The organism is Bacillus sp. OV166 (genome assembly GCF_900177675.1).
Classification (GTDB): domain Bacteria; phylum Bacillota; class Bacilli; order Bacillales; family Cytobacillaceae; genus Neobacillus.
Window position 1 is genome coordinate 1,307,172 of the sequence record NZ_FXWM01000001.1, and the last position, 17,923, is coordinate 1,325,094.

General features: G+C 39.0%; 22 protein-coding genes. 18 read left to right on the plus strand and 4 right to left on the minus strand.

Going from position 1 to position 17,923, the window contains the following annotated elements; translation table 11 throughout:
- Positions 1–4: 4 nt before the first annotated feature.
- Genes CCK98_RS06115 through CCK98_RS06150 form a run of 8 tightly spaced genes read left to right on the plus strand, consistent with a single transcriptional unit; the run spans position 5 to position 4,199 of the window.
- A complete protein-coding gene (locus tag CCK98_RS06115; RefSeq protein WP_088085766.1) occupies positions 5–529 on the plus strand; it encodes a Rieske 2Fe-2S domain-containing protein in 525 nt (174 codons plus the stop codon).
- On the plus strand, positions 519–710 hold the full coding sequence (locus CCK98_RS06120) for a hypothetical protein (RefSeq protein WP_088085767.1): 192 nt from the start codon (positions 519–521) through the stop codon (positions 708–710). Before CCK98_RS06115 ends, CCK98_RS06120 begins: the two co-directional genes overlap by 11 nt.
- A complete protein-coding gene (locus tag CCK98_RS06125) occupies positions 703–1,014 on the plus strand; it encodes a hypothetical protein (RefSeq protein WP_088085768.1) in 312 nt (103 codons plus the stop codon). The genes CCK98_RS06120 and CCK98_RS06125 overlap by 8 nt, the downstream gene beginning before the upstream one ends.
- Complete coding sequence (locus CCK98_RS06130) at positions 1,001–1,282, plus strand: hypothetical protein (RefSeq protein ID WP_088085769.1); 282 nt, start codon at positions 1,001–1,003, stop codon at positions 1,280–1,282. Before CCK98_RS06125 ends, CCK98_RS06130 begins: the two co-directional genes overlap by 14 nt.
- Before the next feature lie 38 nt (positions 1,283–1,320).
- The gene (locus CCK98_RS06135) at positions 1,321–1,986 is read left to right on the plus strand and encodes a sensor histidine kinase (protein ID WP_088085770.1); all 666 of its coding nucleotides are present in this window, start codon (positions 1,321–1,323) and stop codon (positions 1,984–1,986) included.
- Positions 1,987–1,999: 13 nt separating this feature from the next.
- On the plus strand, positions 2,000–2,653 hold the full coding sequence (locus tag CCK98_RS06140; RefSeq protein ID WP_088085771.1) for a response regulator transcription factor: 654 nt from the start codon (positions 2,000–2,002) through the stop codon (positions 2,651–2,653).
- 15 nt (positions 2,654–2,668) lie between these two features.
- Positions 2,669–3,118, plus strand: a complete 450-nt coding sequence (locus tag CCK98_RS06145; RefSeq protein WP_088085772.1) for a GAF domain-containing protein — start codon at positions 2,669–2,671, stop codon at positions 3,116–3,118.
- A gap of 19 nt (positions 3,119–3,137) precedes the next feature.
- The gene (locus CCK98_RS06150; protein WP_256942269.1) at positions 3,138–4,199 is read left to right on the plus strand and encodes a sensor histidine kinase; all 1,062 of its coding nucleotides are present in this window, start codon (positions 3,138–3,140) and stop codon (positions 4,197–4,199) included.
- Between the two features lie 40 nt (positions 4,200–4,239).
- Here the strand turns inward: CCK98_RS06150 and CCK98_RS06155 are convergent, their stop codons facing one another.
- Positions 4,240–5,895 carry a glutamine--tRNA ligase/YqeY domain fusion protein gene (locus CCK98_RS06155; RefSeq protein WP_088085773.1) on the minus strand — a complete coding sequence of 552 codons (1,656 nt, stop codon included), beginning with the start codon at positions 5,893–5,895 and terminating at the stop codon, positions 4,240–4,242.
- 204 nt (positions 5,896–6,099) lie between these two features.
- On the opposite strand from CCK98_RS06155, the gene CCK98_RS06160 reads away from it, so the two are divergent.
- From CCK98_RS06160 to kynB, 4 genes are all read left to right on the plus strand, one after another.
- The gene (locus CCK98_RS06160; RefSeq protein ID WP_088090323.1) at positions 6,100–7,083 is read left to right on the plus strand and encodes a Gfo/Idh/MocA family protein; all 984 of its coding nucleotides are present in this window, start codon (positions 6,100–6,102) and stop codon (positions 7,081–7,083) included.
- Between the two features lie 192 nt (positions 7,084–7,275).
- Complete coding sequence (locus CCK98_RS06165) at positions 7,276–8,289, plus strand: 4Fe-4S binding protein (protein ID WP_088085774.1); 1,014 nt, start codon at positions 7,276–7,278, stop codon at positions 8,287–8,289.
- Between the two features lie 82 nt (positions 8,290–8,371).
- Complete coding sequence (locus CCK98_RS06170; protein ID WP_256942270.1) at positions 8,372–10,354, plus strand: WG repeat-containing protein; 1,983 nt, start codon at positions 8,372–8,374, stop codon at positions 10,352–10,354.
- Between the two features lie 102 nt (positions 10,355–10,456).
- Positions 10,457–11,077 carry an arylformamidase gene (kynB, locus tag CCK98_RS06175; RefSeq protein WP_088085775.1) on the plus strand — a complete coding sequence of 207 codons (621 nt, stop codon included), beginning with the start codon at positions 10,457–10,459 and terminating at the stop codon, positions 11,075–11,077.
- A 149-nt stretch (positions 11,078–11,226) separates the two neighbouring features.
- On the opposite strand, the gene CCK98_RS06180 is transcribed toward kynB, so the two are convergent.
- Entirely contained in the window at positions 11,227–11,601 is a 375-nt protein-coding gene (locus CCK98_RS06180) for a hypothetical protein (RefSeq protein ID WP_142292135.1), read from the minus strand.
- 236 nt (positions 11,602–11,837) lie between these two features.
- Between CCK98_RS06180 and CCK98_RS06185 the strand changes: the two genes are divergently transcribed.
- Entirely contained in the window at positions 11,838–12,089 is a 252-nt protein-coding gene (locus tag CCK98_RS06185) for an amino acid decarboxylase (RefSeq protein ID WP_088085777.1), read from the plus strand.
- On the opposite strand, the gene CCK98_RS06190 is transcribed toward CCK98_RS06185, so the two are convergent.
- Positions 12,082–12,786, minus strand: a complete 705-nt coding sequence (locus tag CCK98_RS06190; RefSeq protein ID WP_088085778.1) for a Crp/Fnr family transcriptional regulator — start codon at positions 12,784–12,786, stop codon at positions 12,082–12,084. The two genes, CCK98_RS06185 and CCK98_RS06190, sit on opposite strands and share 8 nt — an antisense overlap.
- Before the next feature lie 159 nt (positions 12,787–12,945).
- On the opposite strand from CCK98_RS06190, the gene CCK98_RS06195 reads away from it, so the two are divergent.
- The 5 genes from CCK98_RS06195 (at position 12,946) to CCK98_RS36080 (ending at position 16,190) form a co-directional block, all read left to right on the plus strand.
- Positions 12,946–13,155 (plus strand): heavy-metal-associated domain-containing protein, encoded by a 210-nt coding sequence (locus CCK98_RS06195; protein ID WP_088085779.1) that lies wholly within the window; start codon positions 12,946–12,948, stop codon positions 13,153–13,155.
- Between the two features lie 153 nt (positions 13,156–13,308).
- Positions 13,309–14,157, plus strand: coding sequence for an MBL fold metallo-hydrolase (locus tag CCK98_RS06200; RefSeq protein ID WP_088085780.1), 849 nt, complete (start codon positions 13,309–13,311; stop codon positions 14,155–14,157).
- A 154-nt stretch (positions 14,158–14,311) separates the two neighbouring features.
- Complete coding sequence (locus tag CCK98_RS06205; protein WP_088085781.1) at positions 14,312–14,611, plus strand: DUF5658 family protein; 300 nt, start codon at positions 14,312–14,314, stop codon at positions 14,609–14,611.
- A gap of 107 nt (positions 14,612–14,718) precedes the next feature.
- A complete protein-coding gene (locus CCK98_RS06210; protein WP_088085782.1) occupies positions 14,719–15,864 on the plus strand; it encodes a DEAD/DEAH box helicase in 1,146 nt (381 codons plus the stop codon).
- Between the two features lie 191 nt (positions 15,865–16,055).
- Positions 16,056–16,190, plus strand: coding sequence for a hypothetical protein (locus CCK98_RS36080; RefSeq protein ID WP_256942271.1), 135 nt, complete (start codon positions 16,056–16,058; stop codon positions 16,188–16,190).
- A gap of 85 nt (positions 16,191–16,275) precedes the next feature.
- On the opposite strand, the gene CCK98_RS06215 is transcribed toward CCK98_RS36080, so the two are convergent.
- A complete protein-coding gene (locus CCK98_RS06215; protein WP_088085783.1) occupies positions 16,276–17,811 on the minus strand; it encodes an FAD-dependent oxidoreductase in 1,536 nt (511 codons plus the stop codon).
- Positions 17,812–17,923 lie beyond the last annotated feature (112 nt).

The window sequence follows — 17,923 nt, forward strand, 5'->3', positions numbered from 1 at the left end:
TCGCATGACAGATAAAAATAATAAAATCCCGTTCAAAGAAGATAATTACACACATAATATAAACCGCAATAATGAAAGAAAGCTCGACCGACGTGGATTTATGAAAACGCTAGTTGGTGCGGCAGGTGTTTTCGCTGTTTCTTCACTTCCTTGGGGAGCCTTGGCTGCAAAAGAATTAACAGGATTGGGCGATAAAATATATCCAAAGCAAAAAATTACCGATGTTAAATCTCTGCCTATCGGAGATGCAGTCGACTTTGCTTTTCCTGGTGAACATGATAGTGCTATTTTAATTAGACTCTCCGAAAATAAATATGTAGCCTACCAAAATGCGTGCACCCACTTAAGATGCCCTGTGTTTTGGAAAAAGGATGAAGGAGAAATGCTTTGCCCTTGCCATCACGGGAAATTCGATGTAGAAACAGGTGCGCCGATTGCTGGTCCACCGAGACGTCCACTTCCTGAAATATATGTAAAAGTAGAAAACGGAGTGGTTTATGCCGTGGGGGTGAAGCGTTATGAAGCGTAGTTATTTGCCAGTTGCCCTACTACTTGTGGTGTTGATGTTAAACATTATCTTTACACAATATATGGTTCATCAATACTTCTATGAAAACTATACTAATACAATAATTGCTGCAGTCATTAACGTTATTTTATTTCCAGTCGCATTCCTTATTTATAAAAAAGGTGTGAATATCAATGACTAGTGAAACCTATATTGATTTTTGTTTTGTCCGGCCAGAAGCAGGCAGCTTTAGCCATGAAATTGATGAGTTATTGAAGACCACTTTTTCGAAAAAACGCCTAAATTGGTTTCTTGAAGAAAAAACACTCGATGGGGCAGAGATGGTTATTGCTGAAATAAAAGGAATGAGTGACTGGGGTTCTGAAGAAGAAACGATTCAATTCATCGAGGAAAATGCCGATGAGAAGTTTTGGGAGTATTTGCAGGGCTTTAAGATGTTCATCTATCCTGCGAAGAGAGGATGTAACAGCTGTGGAACTCATTAAATTAGATGATTTGAACATATTTGTGGGTGTGCCGGTAACAATTGCGATTCAAGATGCGGATGGTGGAGATCAGGCACCAGCTGTGAAGAAAACCATAAAAAAGGTGCAGTTCTGTCCTGATAGAACCCATATCCGCTTTTATTTTGATGATTTTTATTTTCTTGCGGTACCGATTTCTTGTCGAGTAAGTCAGATGGATGGACAATGGTCGGCTTTTGATTCGGAGAGCGGCTTAACGTTTACTGTAAAAAAGGTACAGGTCTTTTAAAAAAGAACCTGCCTTTTTTTTATAACCGGAGGTGCGGGATGGATGTATTAAATTCAAAACAGCAGATTAGCTCTTATATTATTCATTCCCAAGAGGAAGAAATAAAACGGATTGCCTTAGAGCTGCACGAAGGTGTTGGACAAAATCTATATAGTATTTTAACAGGCTTGCAGTTTATTGAATCAGGTGCAAAAGAGCCGCATATGAAAAGTTATGTCCGCGAAATGTCGCAGTTGATTGAAAAGACCATTCAAGAAATTAGGCTTCTTTCGGTTGAATTGCATCCGCCTACCCTAACTACTCTTGGTTTACTACCAGCCATGAAGAGCTATATTAAGTTATATACATCCACGTTTGGGATCCAAGTGGATTTAGATTCAACGGATGAAGAAAAGTGGATATCTGAAAAAAATAGGATCACGGTATTTCGTGTATGCCAGGAGGCACTTGCCAATATTGCCAAGTATGCAGATACATCCAATGTAAAAATGAATTTTATTTGGTCAGAGCAAGAGCTGAAAATTTCCATTTATGATTTCGGCAGAGGGTTTCAACAGGACGAAAACAATTTCATTAATCCTTCATCAGGTATTGCGGGCATGAAAGAACGAATGCTTCTGACTGGCGGACAGTGTACCATTTCTTCTAAAATAGGAGAAGGAACATCCATAGTGCTAGCCCTTCCGTTAGTAAATAGGGATTAAAGGGGAGTTAAGAGTGATAAAGATTCTATTGGTTGATGATCATGCCGTAGTTAGAATGGGTTTAAAAATGCTTTTGAACACAAATCCTGAAATGGAAGTAATTGGTGAAGCATCAGAAGGTAATGAAGGAATCAAAAAAGCCTTGAAGTTAAAACCGGATGTCGTAGTCATGGATTTAAGTATGCCACATGGAAAAGACGGCTTATCGGCAACGACCGAATTAAAAAAGCTAAAGCCGGAAATAAATATTTTGATTCTCACGATGCATGATGATGAAGAATACCTTTTTCGAGCAATTCAAGGGGGAGCTTCAGGCTGTATTTTAAAAAGCGCCCCACATGATGAACTAATGTCAGCAATCGAATCAGTTGCAGTCGGGGATGCCTATTTACATCCATCTGCACAGAAGCGATTGATGGAAGAATATTTGAGTAGCGTAAAACAAGATGGGAATGATACGTATAATCTTTTATCCGAGCGGGAGAAAGAAGTTCTAACACTTATTGCTAAAGGGTATTCCAATAAGGAAATTGCTGAACAGCTGGTAATCAGTGTAAAAACGGTCGAAACCCATAAAGGTAACTTGATGGAGAAACTCCAGATGAAAACCAGACCTGAGTTAGTGGAATACGCAGTTAGGAAAGGTTTATTAGGTTATGGTATTTAAGGAGAGTTACTTGGGATGAAAGAGATTATGGAACTGCAAGAGGTTATCAAGGTTTGTGACAGTCTTATGGCTGTGGTAGGCTGCGAATTTGTAGCCTTGGCGTTGCAAAATGAAGTGGGCCCGGATGTTAGGTGGCATTATGCATCCGCCAATATAAATGATAAATACAAAAGAATAACCGTCCGTTTCGGTAAAGGGATCGCGGGAAAAATAATCTCAAGCGGCAGTCCGATGATGATAACAGATTTTCCGAATGGAGTTATCGGAAAAGTAACAGATTATCCAATTATGCTTGCTGAAAAACTTGTTTCCTCCTATGCCGTCCCTTTATTTTTTAATGCTGTACCAAAAGGGGTTTTGCTCATTGGTAATAGAAGAACCACAACGTTTACTGAAGAAGATCAGCAGTATGTAAGAGAATCCGCTCAAGCCTTGGAACAGATATTAAAGGAGCAGATACTATGAAAGATGCAGGGGGATGCTAATGGACAAGAAAATGGACCAGCCTGCAAATAATTTCGCAGATCTTGAGATAGAATTAAAAAAATCGATGCAAGAATTGGTAGATATAAAGTTTGCGCTAGATGAATCTTCTATTGTTGCCATCACAGATTCTCGGGGGATAATTACATATGTAAATGATCAATTTTGTCATATCTCGAAATATTCCAGAGAAGAACTCCTGGGTCAAGATCATCGAATTGTGAATTCCAGGTACCATTCAAAAGAATTTTTTAAAAAAATGTGGAGAACAATTGGTTCCGGCGAAGTCTGGAAAGGTGAAATTTGTAACAGAGCAAAAGATGGTACATATTATTGGATGGATACCACGATTGTCCCTTTTTTAAATGAAAAAGGAAAGCCTTATCAATACTTAGCGATTCGTTATGAGATCACCGAGCGAAAGCGAGTCGAACGAGAACTCCAAAACATGATGACAACCATCATCAATGTTCAAGAAGAAGAACGTAAGCGCTTGTCGCGTAATTTACACGATGGTATCGGTCAAAACCTTTATAGTCATTTAATAACGATCAATCGACTTCTTGCCGAAATGGATCATCCGCTTCTTTTGCAGATGCAAAAAGAAGCAACCCAGTTAATCGAAGAAATCCGCGAAATTTCATGGGAGCTGCGACCGTCGGTCTTAGATGACCTAGGCTTAGTACCAGCCATTCGCTCATTTCTATCACGTTACTCTGATCACTATAATATTGATGTTTATTTTGAATGCGTGTTAAATCGCCGCTTGAACATCAGCATTGAACTTACGATTTACCGTATTATTCAGGAGGCGCTAACAAATATCCGAAAATATGCAGAAGTTACCGAAGCAACAGTGACTGTTAGAGAGCTGGATGATATCGTCCGGGTGATGGTTGAGGACAAAGGAAAGGGTTTTGAGATTAAAAATCAATCCGTGGGTGTAGGTTTGTTTAGTATGGATGAGCGTGCTCGCTCTGTCGGAGGAGAACTATTTATTAGTTCTTCCCCTGGGATGGGAACCAAACTTATCTTAGAAGTACCCATCTCTATTATAGAATAGAAAAAGAACCAGGCAATGTTTTGCGCCTGGTTCTTTGCTGTTATATTTTAAAAGAACTTTTTAAGGAAACAATCCTGTTAAATACTAACTTATCGACTGTTGTTTCTTTGGGATCGACGTTGAAGTAACCGTGTCTAAAGAATTGGAATTTTTCCTGCGGTCTGCTTTCCTTCATGTTTGGTTCTACAAAACCTTGTAACACCTCAAGTGAATGTGGATTAACGTTATCAAGAAAGGATTTTTCAGCCCCATCAGCTTCATCGGCTGTATCCAAAATAAGCGGCTCATAAAGTCGGAATTCAGCTGGAACTGCATGAGCTGCTTCCACCCAATGAATGGTTCCTTTTACTTTTCTGCCTGTAAAACCTGTACCACTTTTTGTTTCAGGGTCATAGGTACAGCGCAGTTCGACGACCTTACCATTTGGATCTTTGACAACTTCTTCACATTTAATGAAATAAGCGTTTTTAAGGCGGACCTCATTGCCTGGGAATAGACGGAAATACTTCTTAGGTGGTTCCTCCATGAAGTCGTCTTGTTCAATATAGATTTCACGAGAGAATGGAATTTTCCTTGATCCCATCTCAGGATTTTCTGAATTGACTTCGGCATCAAGCAATTCAATTTGTCCTTCTGGATAATTCGTGATGACTACCTTTAATGGGTTGATTACGCCCATGGTACGAGGTGCTTTTAATTTCAAATCTTCACGGACAAAATGTTCAAGCATTTGTGAATCAACTGCACCTGAACCCTTATGAACGCCAGTTTCACTGACAAAAGCACGAATCGATTCTGGGGTAAATCCTTTTCTTCTCATCCCGGAAATCGTCGGCATACGCGGATCATCCCAGCCATCAACAAATCCCTCGTCAACCAATTGCTTCAGCTTGCGTTTACTCATCACAGTATTGGTTACATTTAAGCGGCCAAATTCAATTTGTTGTGGGATGCTTTCCATTTCACAGTTTTCAACAATCCAATTATAAAGGGGGCGTTGATCCTCAAACTCAATCGTACAGATCGAATGCGTTACCCCTTCAATCGCATCTTCGAGTGGATGAGCAAATGCGTACATCGGATAAATGCACCATTTATCGCCCGTGTTATGATGTGTCGCATGAGCAATACGGTAAATAACAGGATCACGTAAATTAATATTTGCTGATGACATATCAATCTTTGCCCGCAGGACCTTTTGACCGTTGTCGCACATACCATTTCGCATATTTTCAAATAATTCAAGGTTTTCTTCTATGGAGCGATCGCGATAGGGGCTATTTTTGCCGGGCGCGGTAAGTGTTCCACGGTATTCACGAATTTCATCCGCTGACAGGTCATCAACATAGGCTAATCCTTTTTTAATTAAAAGAACCGCTCTCCTAAACATTTCTTCAAAATAATTCGATGCAAATAATAAGTTATCCCATTCAAAACCTAACCATTTTACATCTTCTTTGATCGAATTTACATATTCGATATCTTCCTTTAACGGATTCGTATCGTCAAAGCGTAAATTGGTAAGCCCGTTAAATTCATCTGCCAAACCGAAATTGATTACAATCGATTTTGCATGTCCGATATGTAAATAACCGTTTGGCTCTGGCGGGAACCGAGTGACGATTTTGTTGTGCTTTCCGGACTCCAAATCTTTTATCATAATATCTTTAATAAAATTTGATGTATGATTTTCCACCCTTTTCAACCTCTTTCATTCTTAACTACTACTTTATAAATAACATAAATACTGATATTTTTCCATTGTTCCCTACAATTCATGTGAAAAACACACATAAAATGAAATGTTTGCCCATTTTTTTGAAATTCGGAATTGGCAAGTGTGGTTGAAAAAGACTACAATGGTTTCTTGAAGATATATAAAGGAAGGGGAAGTACAATGATTAACTTTGGTACAGTCGGGACAGGGTGGATTACGGAATCCTTTATCCAAGCAGCACAACTTAGCGGTCAATGGCAATTAACTAGTGTCTATTCAAGAACAGAGGATAAAGCGAAACAATTTGCAGATACATATAATGTTCCTAATTTTTATACAGATCTAGAGGAGATGGCGACAAGTTCTGAAATAGAAGCTGTATACATAGCATCGCCAAATTCAGTCCATTTTGACCAGACACTAATGTTTTTGAAAAATAAGAAACACGTGATCTGCGAAAAACCAATATTTTCAAATAGTGCAGAGTTGGCGGAGGCATACCAGACAGCGGCGGAAAATGGGGTTTATTTATTTGAAGCAATTCGAAATGTGCATACCCCTAATTTCAAAATATTAAAGGACAGGCTCCCTATGGTCGGGGAGTTGCGAAGTACCATGTTACCATACGTGCAATATTCCTCCCGCTATGATTTATTTTTACAAGGGGAGGAACCAAATATTTTTTCTGCCACCTATTCTGGCGGCGCACTTGTTGATTTAGGTGTTTATCCACTCTATTTAGCCGTCGGGTTGTTTGGTGAGCCCAAGCAGGTAACCTATCACCCGGTCCTCCTCCGCAGCGGTGTGGATGGAAGTGGAACACTTGTGTTAACGTATGACGATTTTGTTTGTACAATCCTTTGTTCGAAAATATCTCATTCAGAATTACCGTGTGAAATACATGGAGAAAAGGGAACCTTTGTCCTCGAGGATGCGGCCCCGATTTCAAAAATAACCTTCGTTGACAACCGTGGAATAGAGAGCGAAATCTTGAGTGTCGAACTAGAAGAACAAAACATGGTTTATGAATGTAAAAATATTGCCAGGATTATTGCAACCGAAAATGATCAAGAATATCAGCAATTAAAAAGTTGGAGCGAAATTGTCCTTAGAATCACAGAAGAGGCAAGGAAACAAAATAATATTTTATTTGCTTCAGAAAAATAACAAAAACAGGCCAGGGGATACATCCTCTGGCCTTTTCTTATGGGGTTTTCTTCAATGGTAATGAACTTAGTTGACATTTTTAATAATGGTTATGTGAACTCTTTATGAATTCAATATTCTCAATGACTTTTATCACATTCCATGAATTGTATGTTCTTTATAGTTGATGTAACAGGATTGGAGGAAAACCTTATGAAATCAAAAGCATGGTATAAGAAACAGTTGAAACGTAAGCCTGTGCAAATGACAAGATATACTGTTCAAGGCTTGTTCCTGCTGTTTTTACTATATGTTGGTCTGCAGTTTTATCAATTTTATCTGCATTTTGAAACCCTCGGAAAAGCTCCTTTCGTTGAACGGCCATCTGCGGTCGAAGTTTTTTTACCAATCAGCGGCTTGGTCGCCTTAAAGGTATGGCTGACGAGTGGAGAGTTTGATGTGATTCATCCTGCGGGTCTGGTTTTACTAGCATTTTTTGTGGATGCAGGAATTATATTTCGTAAGTCGTTCTGCAGTTGGATATGTCCTGTTGGAACATTTAGTGAAATGATTGGCTGGTTTGGCAGAAAGATGTTTAAAAGGAATTTTGAAATTCCAAGATGGGTAACTTGGCTTTTAACACCTATTAAATACTTATTAATGCTCTTTTTTGTCCTAATGGTTATTCAAATGCCTACTTTTACGGCTAAAAGGTTTCTCGAGGAGCCGTATAATAAGGTCTCTGATGTGAAAATGCTTCTTTTATTCACAAATCTTGGCGGCTTTGCCTTGAAGTTTATTATTGTGATCTTCATCTTGTCATTATTCTTTAGAAACTTTTGGTGCCGCTTCCTCTGTCCGTATGGTGCATTAATTGGTCTTGGAAGTATCTTTAGGATTACAAAAATTGAGCGGAATGAAGATACTTGTACAAACTGCGAAATGTGTACAAAGGTTTGTCCGCAACGATTAAAGGTACACAAGGTGGAGACTGTAAATTCTTTTAATTGTTCAGCATGTATGTCCTGTGTAGAGGCATGCCCCGTAAAAGACACACTCAACATGACGGTTGCGCGTAAAAAGGTGAATAAGTGGTTTGTACCAGTTACCTTCTTCGTGCTGTTTTTCGTTATTATTACTTTTGCAAAAATAACAGGTCACTGGGATTCAATCATCTCCTATGAAGAATGGAAACAACTAATCCCAGAGGCCAAAAACATAAAATAATTAGCGGTGTTTTCCCGTATAAGTGTTAAACACATAGCCCACATTTGATCATATAAATATAGAAAACTAAAATGGGTGAGTTATGATGTTTGGATCTACCAGAGAATTAATAACTTGGATAGTGCCATACCTCCCAGCTGGAGCAGAATTAGAATATCGAGATTCACAAGCGATGCTCCAATATATGGATATAGATGGGGATGGCCTATATGAAATATTTGGGGTGTATCGTCTTAACAGAAAGCCTTATTTATTTGTTCTGAAAAATTACTTTGGTCATTTAATATATTATTATCCCATGCCTCCTGAGGTGGAGAAAAAGGCAGTCCGAGCGCTTTCAATTTTTCGAGATACAAGAGCCGTCTACCTTTTCCCAGTGGTGAAGAAAGAAATTGGAGGAAAGAAGTGGGGCTATATCGATGCGAAAGGGAAACAGATTCTTCCTAACAGCTATGAACATGCCGAGGATTTTCAGGAGAATGGTTTAGCTATTGTTGGTTTAATGGACAAATCAGGAATTATTAATGCCCAAGGGTATTTTATTGTGCAGCCCAAATACGATACAATTAATCCTTTTTCAGAAGGCCGGGCCGTTGTCAATGACCCTCAAGGATTCAAGGTGATTGATGAAAGTGGCAAAGAAATCACGGATCGGGCTTATTCGATTATTGTCGGAGAGTATAAAGAGGGACGCGTACGTGCTGTAGAAAAAGATGAGCATGGGCAGTATTTATACGGTTATTTGAATAAACGAGGGAAAGTGGTTATTCCGATAACCTTTGAAGCCGCTAGTGATTTTCATCAGGGGAAAGCAATTGTAAAAACAAAAGATGGCAGTTTTCAATTAATCGACCTTACCGGAAAGATATTACAATCGTACCCTTATGCTTATGTCAGTAATTATGGCCAAGGTTTGCTTGCATTTAAGGAAAACAACGATGGGAAGATTGGATATATCGATGAAAAGGGAAAAATCGTCATAGAGCCTAAATTTTCATCTGCAGAGTCATTTATAGTCGGACGTGCCATTGTTAGTTTGTCAGATATTAATAGGGAACAGTATGGCGTTATTGATCAAACTGGCCATTATGTGATTAAGCCAAACTATGACCAAATCTTATATCTAGATGAGGGACGCTTTGCCATCGGGAAAGAGATGGATCCGAACCTACCCTGTATGAGGTCTATTTACGCCTTAGCAGATTCGGGTGGTCATATCCTTACAGGATTTATCTTTAATGGAATCACGAAATTTCAGGACGGCCATGCATCTGTCTCCGATGCTCAGCATACTTACTTTATTGACAAACTTGGAAAGAGAATCGAACAGCTGCCAATGGTCAGGGGCAGCGGCTCGCTTAGTTTTGAGAAAACGTTAATCAAAGGTGATGTTGACGAGCGCCTGCACTATTTTAATCGAAATGGTGAGTTACTCTGGAAGCAAACCACGATTGTCCCGCTAAATAATAACTATTCAGTTGTCGAGCATAAATATAAGCCGAATAAGGATTATTTAGTCTATTTCCCGCAGATTGAAGGTATTAAAATTCATCAGGAAAAAGTAAATCATGCATTAAAGGAGCTGGCGGGGGTAAAACCCATGCCGGCACACACACAGTTGGAATCGAATTATACGGGGGATTTTGAGGTAACCCTTTACGAGAAAAATTTACTGGTCATTAAGATAACAGGGTACGACTACCCGTTTTGTGCCGCTCACGGAATGCCAGTGGAAAAATATGCTCATATTAACCTTAAAACAGGCTCGATCTATCAATTAAAAGACCTCTTTAAGTCTGGCAGCCCGTATGTGAAAGTTATCAGTGATTTGATTGGTGATCAAATAAAAAATAAAGAAGAATATTCATCTTACTTATTTCCTGATGAGTACCATGGAATCCAAGCTGATCAGTCATTTTTTATTAGTGAGGCGGGCTTGAATATCTACTTTAATCCATATGAAATCGCCGCTTTTGCAGCTGGTTTTCCTACCTTTACCATCCCTTTTGAGGACCTAAAGAATATCATTAATGTTAACAGCGAATTTTGGAAATCGTTTCATTAACAAAGGCAGGAATCAAACCTGTCTTTTTTTCATGGATTCTAATGAAAAAGAATGAAATAATGGTGATGCAGTCAAGAATAGTGTCTAGGGGAGTGGATTGGAATGAAGATTTTTGATGTTTCTAGAAAACTAATAAACGGGATGCCAGTCTGGCCAGGTGATACCACCTTTAAATACGAGGTCTCATGGCCAATGGAGGAAAGCGGCTCTGTTAATGTTGGCAGACTCGAATTAAGTACCCACACGGGAACACATGTGGATGCTCCGTTTCATTTTGATAACGCAGGAAAAAAAATCATTGAGTTGGACCTTAATCTATACATCGGTCCAGCGAAGGTTATTGATATGATTGGAAAGGAAAGCATTGGTGCAGCTGATTTAAGAGAGATTGATCTTGATGGGTGCAAACGGGTGTTGTTCAGAACCCTTGCGTGGGAAAATCCCAATCAATTTCCTGAAAAAATCCCACATATTGAGCCAAACTTAGCTCCTTTCTTAGGAAGGAAAGGGATTCAGCTTATCGGCTTGGATATTCCATCTGTTGATCCAATCGACAGTAAAGAGCTGCCTGCCCATCATAGCTTAAATGAACATGGCATTCACATCCTAGAGTCACTAATGCTCGATGAAATTGAGCCAGGAGATTACGAACTCATTGCCCTGCCGCTCCCATTAGTCGAAGGAGACGGGAGTCCAGTTCGAGCAGTCCTGCGTCAGAAATGAAATGGTGTCAGGCACCATTTTGGATTAAAAAAGAAGCGTGAATCTCAATAGGATTCACGCTTTTTCTGTTAAAAGTCACAATCAGATTTGTTTGGTTTAAGAAATAACACATCAATCTATAAGGAAAAAACCTCCAGAGTCTCTTAGTTCTACCTATGTTTTCTACGAAATACTAGCCAGTAACTCCCCAGTCCGAAGATAAAAAATAAACCGACCAAAACAGGAATAACATAATTATTAACGGTAGGCTCATCATCCTTCTCTTGTTTAGGAGTCGATGAGGCATGCTCCATTTGTGTCATGGTCTTATTATTTGCTGATACTATTTTATGATTAACGGTGGTTAGGGGGATAACCGGAACTGTTTGGCTTAATACTCGATTAATTTGAGGAGAAGAGACTTCTAATCTAGAATCGGCAAAGACATTCGTTCCCAATAGAAAAAACAACATTGATGTGATAAGAGAAATCTTATTAAACATCATTTTCAACTCCACTATATTGAAAATCTTCTTGTTGTTCATTCTATCACCGATTCTTGAAGGTGATATCAAATTGAAGGCATTGTTCACAAAGCTTTCGAATTTAAAACTCATTAATCTAACCAAATGTCTGCCAAACCATTGGAATACACAGTGTATTGAGCCATATTTATCTTAATTATTCCAAACTCAAACTTGATATAAATCAATTTCATTAAAGAAGAATGGTGATAAACTGAAGCATAAACTTAAACTCTTAACAAAGGGGAGCGAGAACTATGTTTGAAATAGTTGATAAAAAAGCAGTCATGGATATCCGCGAGCGCATTGCAAAGGGGGAACATCCGCGACGAGAAATAATAAATTTTGTGAAAGCTGCACCTGTAGGAACCTTATTTGAAATTCATTTGCCACATCGAGGTGAACCGCTTATTGGCAGTTTGCAATCATTAGGAATGAATGTAATTGTCAACGAAATTGAAGCCATGCATTTTAGACTAATGGCAATAAAGTTAGATGAAATTAACTAATACCTGCGATCTGTTTAAGCCGGTGCAACTCTAGAATCTGTATTTGGCGGCGTCCGTCCATGCTAATCAGCTTTTGCGACATGAACGACAACAACTTTCTGCTTACCGATTCTGGAGTTGTTCCAATATAACTAGCTAAATCCTTTTTTGTGATTGGCAAGGAAAAGGTCCCGTTCTTAGCGATCATTTTATCATGAAAGAGAATAAGTGCTCTTGCAAGCCGTTGTTCAACCTCTAGTAAACTTAGGAAACCAACCGACTCATCTGCTTCAAATAGCCTGTCATTTACAGCTAGTAAGAATTGGTAGGACAACTCCGCGTTATTTTCCATTGTTTTAAGAAAGTCCTTTTTTTCGATATAACAAATAACCGTTGAAGATCCCACGGCTTCTGCATTCATATAGTGTTTTTCATTTTTTAATAATGAAAATAATCCAAAGAAGTCCCCAGGGAACAGCAATCTAACAATTTGTTCTTTCCCTTCTGGGGACATTTTTGTTAACTTGATCAGTCCTTCATTGACAACGAATAATGTTTCCGAATGTTCTCCTTCTCGAAAAATAAATTCTCCTTTCACAAAGCTTCTGCTTCTTGTTACCTTTTGCAGCGGTTGACGATCCGCTTCCTTCATTCCTTTAAAAACAGGTACGGATGTAATGCACGATGATTCCTGAGAGCAGCAATGGTTACAACACATTCTTACGTCACTCCTCCACATTTCTATTAACTTAATAGTATCTGTTTTGATCAATCCTTGTAGTGATTTATATCAATTCTGCTTTTCTTGATATAGGTCAATGTTAATGAGAACTATTCGCATTACAATAAAAGAAAAAGAAGAGGTGATTTGATTCGAATGAGTATCATGGAATTGGCATTGAATGAGGTCGCGTGCTCAGGATGTATCGGGAAGATTAAAAGAGAGATGCAAAGAACCAATGGGATTGAAAAAGTAAAGATCATGTCCGGTAGTGGAAAAATTAAAATAAGCTTCAATGAAAATATTATTCATTCGGAGGAAATTAATCGTAATCTGTATAAAATGACTTTGCGAACATTTGATTAAAGGCTGCTCCTTGTGGGCAGTTTTTTTTGAAAATAAAAACTATATTAAGAACGGAAAATTCGTTATAATATTAACATTAAAGAACCAAGGATAAGAGGTTGTAATAATTTTCCCTTCCAGATTAATAATAAACAAAAAGGGAGGGATTTTTTTTTGGAGCGCAATCAGGATAGTAAATTTGAAGAAACCTTTCTTCCAGTGACCTCAATCGGCAGTGGAGTTGGTATAGCAGTTTTGCCTGATATTTATTGTTACACCGACAAAATCGTGAACCTAGTACTTGTAGGCAACCCGAATGAGCCGGATGATTTTGTTTTAATTGACACGGGCATGCCTAAGTCAGCAGATGAGATAAAGGAAATGGTTGAAGAACGTTTTGGTGAGGGTGCCCTTCCTAAAGCGATCGTATTAACGCATGGACATTTTGACCATGTCGGATCAGTGGCTGAATTGTTGGAGGAATGGGAGATTCCGGTTTATGCACATGAGCTGGAAATCCCTTATTTGACTGGAAAGTTAGATTATCCGCCGGGTGACCCTAATGTTGATAGTGGACTTGTTGCAAAAATGTCGCCGATGTTCCCCAACCATGGGATTGATATAAGTGCCCATGTTCATGCGCTTCCTGCCGACGGAACTGTTCCAAATTTGCCTAATTGGAAATGGGTACATACACCAGGGCATACGCCGGGACATATTTCCTTATTCCGTGAACAAGACCGTGCACTGATCGCCGGAGATGCATTTGTTACGGTAAAACAAGAATCCCTATATAAAGTAATGACGCAAACACAAGAGATTAGTGGTCCACCAAAATATTACACTACTCACTGGGATGCTGCTTTTGAATCTGTAAAAAAGTTAGAGGCACTCAAGCCGCAAGTAGCAGTGACTGGTCATGGTCTTCCGATGAGTGGGGAGGACCTAGCAGAAAATCTAAATTATTTAGTGGAGCATTTTGCTGAAATTGGCCGGCCTGACAGTGGGAAATATGTGAATTAGTAATTTCTGAAGAAACTTGGGCTGCTGACTCATGCAGCTCTTTTATATCACTTTTATATTCGTTTTTAACCGGGAGAAAAATCTTTATGTATCTGCATAGACATCACTAGAAATAATGAAAACTAATTGAACTAATTCTTTTGAGGTGGTAATAATGAGACTTTGTTTATTCCTGTTGATTGCCGGACTGTTGGATGCTGTTTTAACCCATTTTGGAATTGTTTCAGGTATTGTTGAAGAGGGAAATCCAATGATGAAGCTTGTAATTGAAAAAAGCTGGTCCTATTTTTACATCATAAAAATCTTTCTGCCCCTCGTGTTGCTTGGTTTGTTCTACTTACGACCACTAAAAGGGTGGATTCGGACTCTTTTGGTTTCCACTTGTGTTCTTTATCTCTCCGTCCTGGTATATCATATGGTGTGGATTGTCCTCTATTTTAATACTGCATCATGACTTTTCCTCTATTCCTAACTAGACACTCCAAGGTTATTCAGTTAGTATCAATACGATATGGAAAGACAAATAATAAGAAAAATGATTTTTATATAAAGGAGTTCAATATGTTTAATACCTTAAAACCATACTTGCAGGAAGCCTGGGAAAAGTCAGGATTTCAACAACCTACTTCCATTCAAGAAGCCGCTATTCCAATGATTCTTGAAGGCAAGAATTTAATTGCCGAGTCACCGACAGGTACTGGTAAAACGCTGGCTTATTTGCTGCCATTGTTAGATAAAATGGACCCAAGTTTACAATCTTTGCAAGCGGTTGTGTTAGCTTCTTCGCAAGAGCTAGTAATGCAGGTCTATCAAGAATTTCAAAAATGGTCGGAAGGCAGCGGAATAAGGGGCACTTCGATTATTGGCGGAGCCAATATGAAACGCCAGCTTGAAAAATTAAAGAAACGCCCGCATGTAATTTTTGCAACACCTGGTCGTTTATTTGAACTGATCAAACAGAAAAAGGTGAAAATGCATGAAGTAAAATTGGTTGTTCTCGATGAGGGTGATCAATTACTTATTCACGAGCATCTTAATACTGTCCTAAACATTGTAAAATCAACCATGAGTGACCGCCAAGTTGTTTTGTTTTCTGCTACAATGAAACCGGCAACAGAGAAATTGGCAAAAGAAATGACAAAGGACCCGGAAGTTCTTCGCATCGAAAAGGATGAACTTGCTTCGTCTGGAGAAGTCGAGCATATTTATTTTTCATGTGATCCAAGAGATAAAATCAAGCTCCTCGAAAAAATCACGCGCTTAGAAAATAGTAAATCGCTTGCGTTTATTAATGATATTGGTGAAATTGAAGTATTTAAGGAAAAATTACATTTTAAAGATTTATCGATCGGAATCTTGCATAGCGACATGAAAAAGCTCGAACGGCAGGCCGCATTAAAGTCTTTCCGTGATGGCAAAATGAACATGCTTATTGCTACAGATGTGGCGGCGAGAGGACTTGATATTCAAGGGGTTACCCATGTGGTCAATATCGATTCTCCGAAGGATATATCGCAATATGTGCACAGGGCTGGAAGAACAGGAAGAATGGGTGCAAATGGGATTGTAATTTCGCTTGTTACCGAAAGGGAAGAAAGAGAATTGAAACAGTATTGCCGTGAGTTAAACGTTCCGTTGCATAAAAGAGTATTTTACAAAGGTCTAATTGCTGAAGAAGGACAAAGAGACCAGAAATTACGGAGATAATGTATGGTGGCTTGAAGAAGCTGCCATCATCGAGATTCAGGAAAAGTTTGAAAATGGCGAACTTACATCCAAAGAACTAGTATTATGAGCAAATGACTAAATTTAGAAAAAGCTCCAGTCCTTGAAAAAGAATAAGACTAATTATTTTCACTCATACTATCAATGTATTTCTCGAAAAAGGAGATGGTAGTGTGGGAAGACAGAAGCTTGGTAATGCAAATGCTCAGCGTAATAATAATCGCAAAAAACCAATGAGAGATAGTGAAGAACTGGTTGAATTTACAACTGGAGAAGCACTAAAACATAACCGTCCAAATAGTAAATAACAAAGTGCGCCTCCTTCTTGAATAGGGAGGCGCATTTTTTTATGGGAAATCATCACATAAGATATCTTGTTAAACACGACGAAAATCACTCTTCTGCAAGTAATTTAAGTGCTTTTTTAGCGGGGCCCTCAATAACATCGCCTGAATAAGCATAACGTGAACCATGGCACGGGCAATCCCAAGATTTTTCGGCATGATTCCATTCACACTCACAGCCAAGATGGGTGCAGGTGGTGTCGACAACATAAAGTTTACCGTTTTCATCCTTATAGCCGCCAGCCCTTTTCCCGTTATACATGACAACGGAGCCTTCACCCACCTGTAAATCATCTGCGGACTTATCCGTATATTCAAGTTTGCCTTTAATTAGATGTTTAGCTACATCTGCATTGGTTGTGATGACACTCTTTAAGTCGGGATCAGCTTGGAATCGGGACGGTGTATAGAGATCCATATATGGGTTGTCCCTTTCCATGACATAATCGGTCAACAAGTGACCCGCGAGAATCCCTGTTGTCATCCCCCATTTTTTAAAACCCGTGGCCACTAAAACATTCTCACGACCTTCAGTGTAATGTCCAATATAGGGAAGTTTGTCTAGTGTAACCATATCCTGGGCAGACCAGCGATAATCGTATTCCTTAATCCCAAAAACCTCTTCAGCAAACGTTTCTAGTGCTTCATAATGCTTCAGCGTGTCCATTCCTTGTCCCGTTTTATGATTTTCACCACCGATGATCAATAACTTTTCTTTTTCCCCATTAAGCGGTGTATAACGAATCGATCGAGGTGGGTTATCGGCGCTGATATACATGCCACCAGGGTAGTCCTTATCTGTTTTTATCCCGATTGCGTAAGACCTGCTCGCATACATTCTCGCAAAATAAAGCCCTGGTTTATCATAAAAAGGGAAATGGGAGGCAATAATCACATGCTTGCATGAAACTCTATGCCCCGATTTAGTAACAACCTTTGGTTCCGTATCATCGTCCTCAATGTCTGAAGCGACTGTATTCTCATAAACAGAACAGCCCGCCTTAACCGCATCATCTAGAAGTGCTTTTAGAAATTCAAGTGGATGATATTGCGCTTGATTGTGCATCATGAGAGCGCCTTTTGCAGGAATATTAAAGGGGATCGTATCCTTTAAAGCCCCATCGATTTCTAGACTTTTATACGCTTCCCATTCCGTTTTAAGCTTGTCGACATACTCATCCGTTGTTGCATAAACATAGGCGTCTTGCTTACTGAAATCACAATCAATTCCCTTTTCCTCTACGCAGCTTTCGACAAATCGAATGGCATTCATATGTGATTCATAATAAAGCCGTGCTTTTTCTACTCCAAAATGATTTATTAATTCATCATAAATAATGCTATGCTGTGCCGTTAATTTTGCAGTTGTGTGGCCAGTAGTCCCATTCAAGACATTGCCTGCTTCTAAGAGAGCTACCTTTAAGCCTTCCTTTGACAGCAAATAGGCAGCAGTTATTCCAGATATCCCGGCACCTACAATGGCAACATCCACAGAAAGATCTTGTTCTAATGAAATAAAAGCAGGTAATTCTATTTCACGCCAATACGTTTTTGGGAATTTTGGGATTTTTTCAGATGAACTCATATATATTCCTCCAGCCTAAAAAAATGACATCAAATTTAATTTTTCCAAAAGTGATTAAATTAATGTAGGTATGGAAATATTTCCTTAGTCGCAAAAAAAGAACCTTGCTTTA